The following is a 4952-nucleotide window of genomic DNA, read 5'->3' as shown; positions in this document are numbered from 1 at the left end:
CGTTGTAAAAGTCTGGTCAAAAACTTTGACAGAACTTTAGACAATGCTAATGCGAGAATTCATCTTTGCTTTATCAGGCTTATGCTTAAGCGCCTCGCTAAGGCTTCCTAAGATACCAAATGGGTTCTATACTGACAGTCTTAGGGCTTTCTGAACACACTAAAAGCTCTTTACTTTATCATAATTGCGATAAGTCTGTTCCAGCAGGAGCGATTCCATACGGGACTGGATTCCCAAAACTTCCTTGGCATTGCCCTTTATGCGAAGATGACGTAGAAGATTATTCTGAACTATCTTTTGATGTTATGGTTACAGCAATCGAACCTATTGAATTTGTATGAGTTTGTCACAAGAGCAAATAGTCAAACAAGCTATTGAAGCTTTAAAGTTAGTCAACAAAACTAGCACTGAAGCTAATGCTTTGATCTCATATTTATATACGCCAGATCTAATCTTAGAAGAACATCTTTCTAAACTTAGAGTGTTTCTAAATTTACCTAGACCTACAAAAAAAGAAAAGCAAGATGCTGGATATCTTTTAGAAGAAATATCTTTGATTAGCTTTTGTGGATTAGATAGGTTACACAAACATTAAAAGTTTTCGTTCTCCTTCTGCTCAATATGAGCTTGTTATTGGTGGAGATACACTGGAGTGGAAAGAAATTTGTGAATTTCTATTCTTGAATTTTAATCAAAGAGACATAGTTCTGGAATCTAAAGCAATTAAAAGCAGTTTGTCTGATAGCCAGTTTGCAAGAATGTGTAGCATTATGACATTTAGTTTAACTCATGCTGGATTAGGAATATTCTTCACTTTAAATGGCGCTTCTAGTTTCCCAAAAAGAAATCAAGCTAGACAGCAAACGATAGGAAATGCTAGGTTGCGGCAAGTTGTTTTTCATGCTTCTACTAAAAAAGTAATAATAGTTTTAGACAAGGATGATATTTTTACGTTAAATCAAAGCGGTTCATTAATTACGTTATTAATAAGAAAAACAAGAGATTTACATGAGTTAAGTGGTGTGCCAAATGCCCCAGTTGAAGAATTTGTGGAAGCTGATCTCCCTGAATCTCCTAGTAAGCTTAAGCAAATTTATACGCAGATTTGCAACAGAAAAAATATTATAATTAATTTATAACCCCGATGTTAGAAATTTGTAGAAGTTCTAACATCGGGGTCTCATTTTCCCATAAACGCCGAAAGTTTTCAGCCGTGCTTAATGTGCGCTCTCTGACTCCTTCATCCCAATAACAAAACACATCTACACATTCAAAGTTATCCAGCAAATCGCTGGCAATCTCATTTGCCGACCCTGTAATTGAATTATGATGTGTGTTGTCATCGCTTCTGCAAAATCTTGCTTGGCAAGATTTTTTAGCCATTCTCTAATTTGTTGAAAATTAAATAGATCCGTCAGCAGTTGCAAAGAATTAAAAAGAATGTATTTACGAAATTTTAACAATTTTTTTAGTCCTTTGCAATGGCAAATTATTTTACAAACAGCACAGATCGCCCATGATTTGAATTTACGGGCTTTTGCGGTTGGTGGAATTGTGCGCGATGCCATTGTTAGGCAAAATCAAAAAACACTACCTTTCCCTAAAGATCTAGATCTAGTTTTCGATGGAGCTGAGCAAGCGGGAATAAAAGTGGCGATCGCATTGCATCAGCTTTTTCCTGCATCAAAATTACAAATCCATGAAAAATTTCAGACAGCGGTATTGATTTGGCAAGATGCTGCCCAAGACTTTGAAATGGACATGGCGACAGCGCGACGAGAGATTTATGCCTATGCTGGTGCAAATCCACAGGTAATGGCGACGACTCTCGAAGAGGATCTGTGGCGACGCGATTTTACGGTGAATGCTCTAGCTATAGAACTAGATCCGCAATTGGGAGTTAAAGGTGAAGTAATTGATCGCTTTAATGGGCTAGCAGATTTAGTCAATAAACAGGTACGCGCCATTCGTGAAAATAGCTTTGCCGAAGATCCGCGTCGGTTGTTTCGGGCTGTGCGGTTTGCTGTGCGCCTAGATTTGGCGATCGCCCCAGAAACCTACAGGGAAATCATGGCAACTACTTCAAGTAGAATTCATGATGCGATCGGTGGAGCTAGATTGCGATCGGAGTTGCTTTATACTCTTGCCGAGCCTAGGACTGGAGAAATGTTTGAATTGTTGCAAAAATTGGGTGCATTACGATGTGTTCATCCAGATTTAAAACTACCCACAGATTTAGCTAATTCGTTTAAGCATCAATGGCGGCGATCGCAATATTGGCTCAAGTTACTCAATCGATTAGAACCCCAAAATTATGCCCCGATGCCACTAGGCTTGGAGTTATTGTTATCCTACTTGCCCCATCAGATCGCGACACAATTAGATCTTGGATTAACTCCTGAACAAAAAACAAGACAGCAGAAATTAGCAGATCTAACAATGTACTTGCCGAATTTAAAAAATATTGGTTTAAAAAAGTCAGATATCACCCAAAGTCTGCAAAAATTTGACACTCAGACGTTAATCTTGGCGGGTGTAAAATGTGAACCTGCTCAACGGCGCATTGTCTGGTGCTATCTTAGCCAATGGCAACTAGTCAAGTCTCCCTTAACAGGTGCAGATCTACAGCAACTTGGATATGCAGCAGGTAAGCAAATGGGCGAAATATTACAACGCCTAAGATTTGCCATGATTGATCGTGAAATTCACACCAAAGAAGATGCGATCGCCTATCTTCATACCCAAGAGTAATTACCTGACAAAAAATGGTAGAGCCATTTTTTGTCAGGTTTTAATTCACCAATGCGTAACTACGCTTTGGTGAATAAGAATAAAGGCGTGCGAAGCACGCCTTTATTCTTAAACATTTTGATGATTGCGATAAAATGTAATCAAAAGCTTTCAGCGCCAATCAGTACAAAAATTTAGGACAGGCATATCATGAGAGGCGGTATCCGCATCGGCAGCATTTCTGGCATTCCCATCTACATTGATTCATCATGGTTTCTCGTCCTTGGCTTTCTAGCTGTTTGGCTGAGTGCTGCCTATACGAAGCTATCACCATCTTTTTCTCTAGGCTATGGCGCTATCACCGCCATGCTTTTCTTTTTATCGATCGCCTTCAATAAAATTGCCCATGTGGTCATGTCTAAGGCTCGTGGCGTAGAAATCAACGCGATTAATATTCAATTCATGGGTGGCGCTAATACTGTTGAACAAGAAGCCAAAGATCCTTTCTCTGTATTTAGTATTGCGATCTCAGGACCTTTGGTGAGCTTAGTTTTGAGTGTGATTGGATTTACGGCAGCTTGGCTAATTGCAGGGGATGTGATTTTTTCTAGCAATCCTAAAACTATTGAAACCTTACCCGATAGTATTGGCAGTATTCGCACTATTTGGACAATGATTGCGCTGAATATTGCCCGCATCAATCTGATCTTTGGGGTGTTTAGCCTCATTCCTGCTCTACCTTTTGAAGGTGGTCATATTCTCAAAGCTGTGGTTTGGAAACTCACAGGCGATCGCTTTACAGGTATCCGATGGGCTGCGCGATCGGGGCAGTTTTGCGGGATCTTGACGATGATTTTGGGTGGATTGGTCATGTTCAGCAGTCCTATCGGTGGATTGTTTTTGATCTTTATCGGATGGTTCTTATTTGGTAGTGCGGGTGGCTATCTCTATCTCAACAATTTACAACAGGCTCTACTTGATATTAATGCTGAAGCAGCGATGACCAGAGATTTTCGTCTAGTTGATGCTGAAATCTCATTGCGTGAATTTGCGGATAAATTTTTATTAATGGAAGAGAAAGACGCAAATCCAATTTATATCGCTTCTTCCAATGGTCGCGATCGCGGCATCATTTCGGCTGGCGCGATTCGCAATATTGATAGTAGTGAGTGGCAAGCAAAGTCCTTGCAATCTCTAGTCACAACCTTAGATGACATTGACACAGTTGAGCTTAAAACACCAATTTCCACGGTTGTGAATTTACTGGAGCAAAAACAATTGCGTTATGTAATTGTGCGATCGCCTGTGGGTTCAGTTGCTGGAGTAATCGATCACGGAGATATTATTAAAGCTCTGGATAGCAAACTGCTTTGGCGCATTCCTTCAGAATATGTCAAACAAATTAAGGTAGATGGGAAATTTCCTGCTAACTTCCGTTTAGTCGAGATTTGCGAACAGTTAACAGAGAAACAATAAAAAAGCACAAAATGGCAACGCCATTTTGTGCTTTTGTGGAAATTAAGAAACAAACCCAGTAAGGTTTGTTTCTTAGAAACCGATAGAATTTAAATCTTCTGAAAAATCTTCTAAAGTGACAAAATTAGATGCAGGTTGTGACGAAGATTTTGAATCTGAGCCATTGAGAGAAATAGTTTCCATATTGCCTAATATCCGCTCTATGGTCGTCGCTCCAAGATCTGAGCCTAATTTGATTTTGTCTTTCTCAAGAGCGTTGTTAATAGTTTGAGATTGTCCAGTTTTTTCTTCCTCATCCATTAGCTGCAACAATTTATCTAAATTTTGTTTGGGAATTCTTGATTTAATTGACTCGATATCACTTTCCAATTCGGTTATATCTGATTCTATAGATGCCACAACAGTGCGATCGCTTGAGGAGAACTTATCAAACAAATCATCATCTGTATTTGCTGAATTTGTTTCTTGGTTGACTTGATCAATAGATAAATTTTCACTCTCACGATAACTATTTGCTGAACCCACATTCATAAAGTCATCGAATAGAGAATCCGAAAAATCAGAGTTTTCAGTTATATCATTAATGATTTGCACGGGTTGAGAACTTAAGCGTGATGGCTCTAGAAAATCATCAAACAAAGAATTTGCGGTAATTGAATCTCCATTATTATTTAGGCTAGATTCTGGAATTGACTGATTCTCTTCAAACCTTGGTGATGATGTTTCTGGAAAATCATCAAACAAAG

General features: G+C 39.0%; 6 protein-coding genes and 1 pseudogene. 5 read left to right on the top strand and 2 right to left on the bottom strand.

Translation table 11 applies throughout. The features are described 5' to 3' along the window. The 3 genes and pseudogenes from B9G53_RS28870 to B9G53_RS27805 all read left to right on the top strand — a co-directional run. Positions 1-111 (top strand): annotated as a pseudogene (locus tag B9G53_RS28870) (DDE transposase); the annotation flags it as partial. Positions 112-337: 226 nt separating this feature from the next. Further along, the gene (locus tag B9G53_RS27810) at positions 338-595 is read left to right on the top strand and encodes a hypothetical protein (protein WP_217901470.1); all 258 of its coding nucleotides are present in this window, start codon (positions 338-340) and stop codon (positions 593-595) included. Positions 596-680: 85 nt separating this feature from the next. After that, positions 681-1139, top strand: a complete 459-nt coding sequence (locus tag B9G53_RS27805) for a hypothetical protein (protein ID WP_217901469.1) — start codon at positions 681-683, stop codon at positions 1137-1139. On the opposite strand, the gene B9G53_RS00025 is transcribed toward B9G53_RS27805, so the two are convergent. Then, positions 1129-1383 carry a hypothetical protein gene (locus B9G53_RS00025; RefSeq protein WP_094528294.1) on the bottom strand — a complete coding sequence of 85 codons (255 nt, stop codon included), beginning with the start codon at positions 1381-1383 and terminating at the stop codon, positions 1129-1131. The two genes, B9G53_RS27805 and B9G53_RS00025, sit on opposite strands and share 11 nt — an antisense overlap. A 57-nt stretch (positions 1384-1440) precedes the next feature. On the opposite strand from B9G53_RS00025, the gene B9G53_RS00020 reads away from it, so the two are divergent. Together B9G53_RS00020 and B9G53_RS00015 are read left to right on the top strand one after the other, a co-directional pair. Next, complete coding sequence (locus tag B9G53_RS00020; RefSeq protein WP_094528293.1) at positions 1441-2751, top strand: CCA tRNA nucleotidyltransferase; 1311 nt, start codon at positions 1441-1443, stop codon at positions 2749-2751. Between the two features lie 189 nt (positions 2752-2940). Further along, positions 2941-4206 (top strand): site-2 protease family protein, encoded by a 1266-nt coding sequence (locus B9G53_RS00015; protein WP_094528292.1) that lies wholly within the window; start codon positions 2941-2943, stop codon positions 4204-4206. Positions 4207-4278: 72 nt separating this feature from the next. Here B9G53_RS00015 and B9G53_RS27035 read toward each other — a convergent pair. Continuing rightward, positions 4279-4952 (bottom strand): hypothetical protein (locus tag B9G53_RS27035; protein ID WP_176453029.1); only part of this gene is annotated, 674 nt, incomplete at its 5' end.

Origin of the sequence: Pseudanabaena sp. SR411, assembly GCF_002251945.1 — a bacterium.
Classification (GTDB): domain Bacteria; phylum Cyanobacteriota; class Cyanobacteriia; order Pseudanabaenales; family Pseudanabaenaceae; genus Pseudanabaena.
The sequence above is the reverse complement of the archived record's forward strand: the minus strand, read 5'-3'. Positions and strand labels throughout refer to the sequence as shown.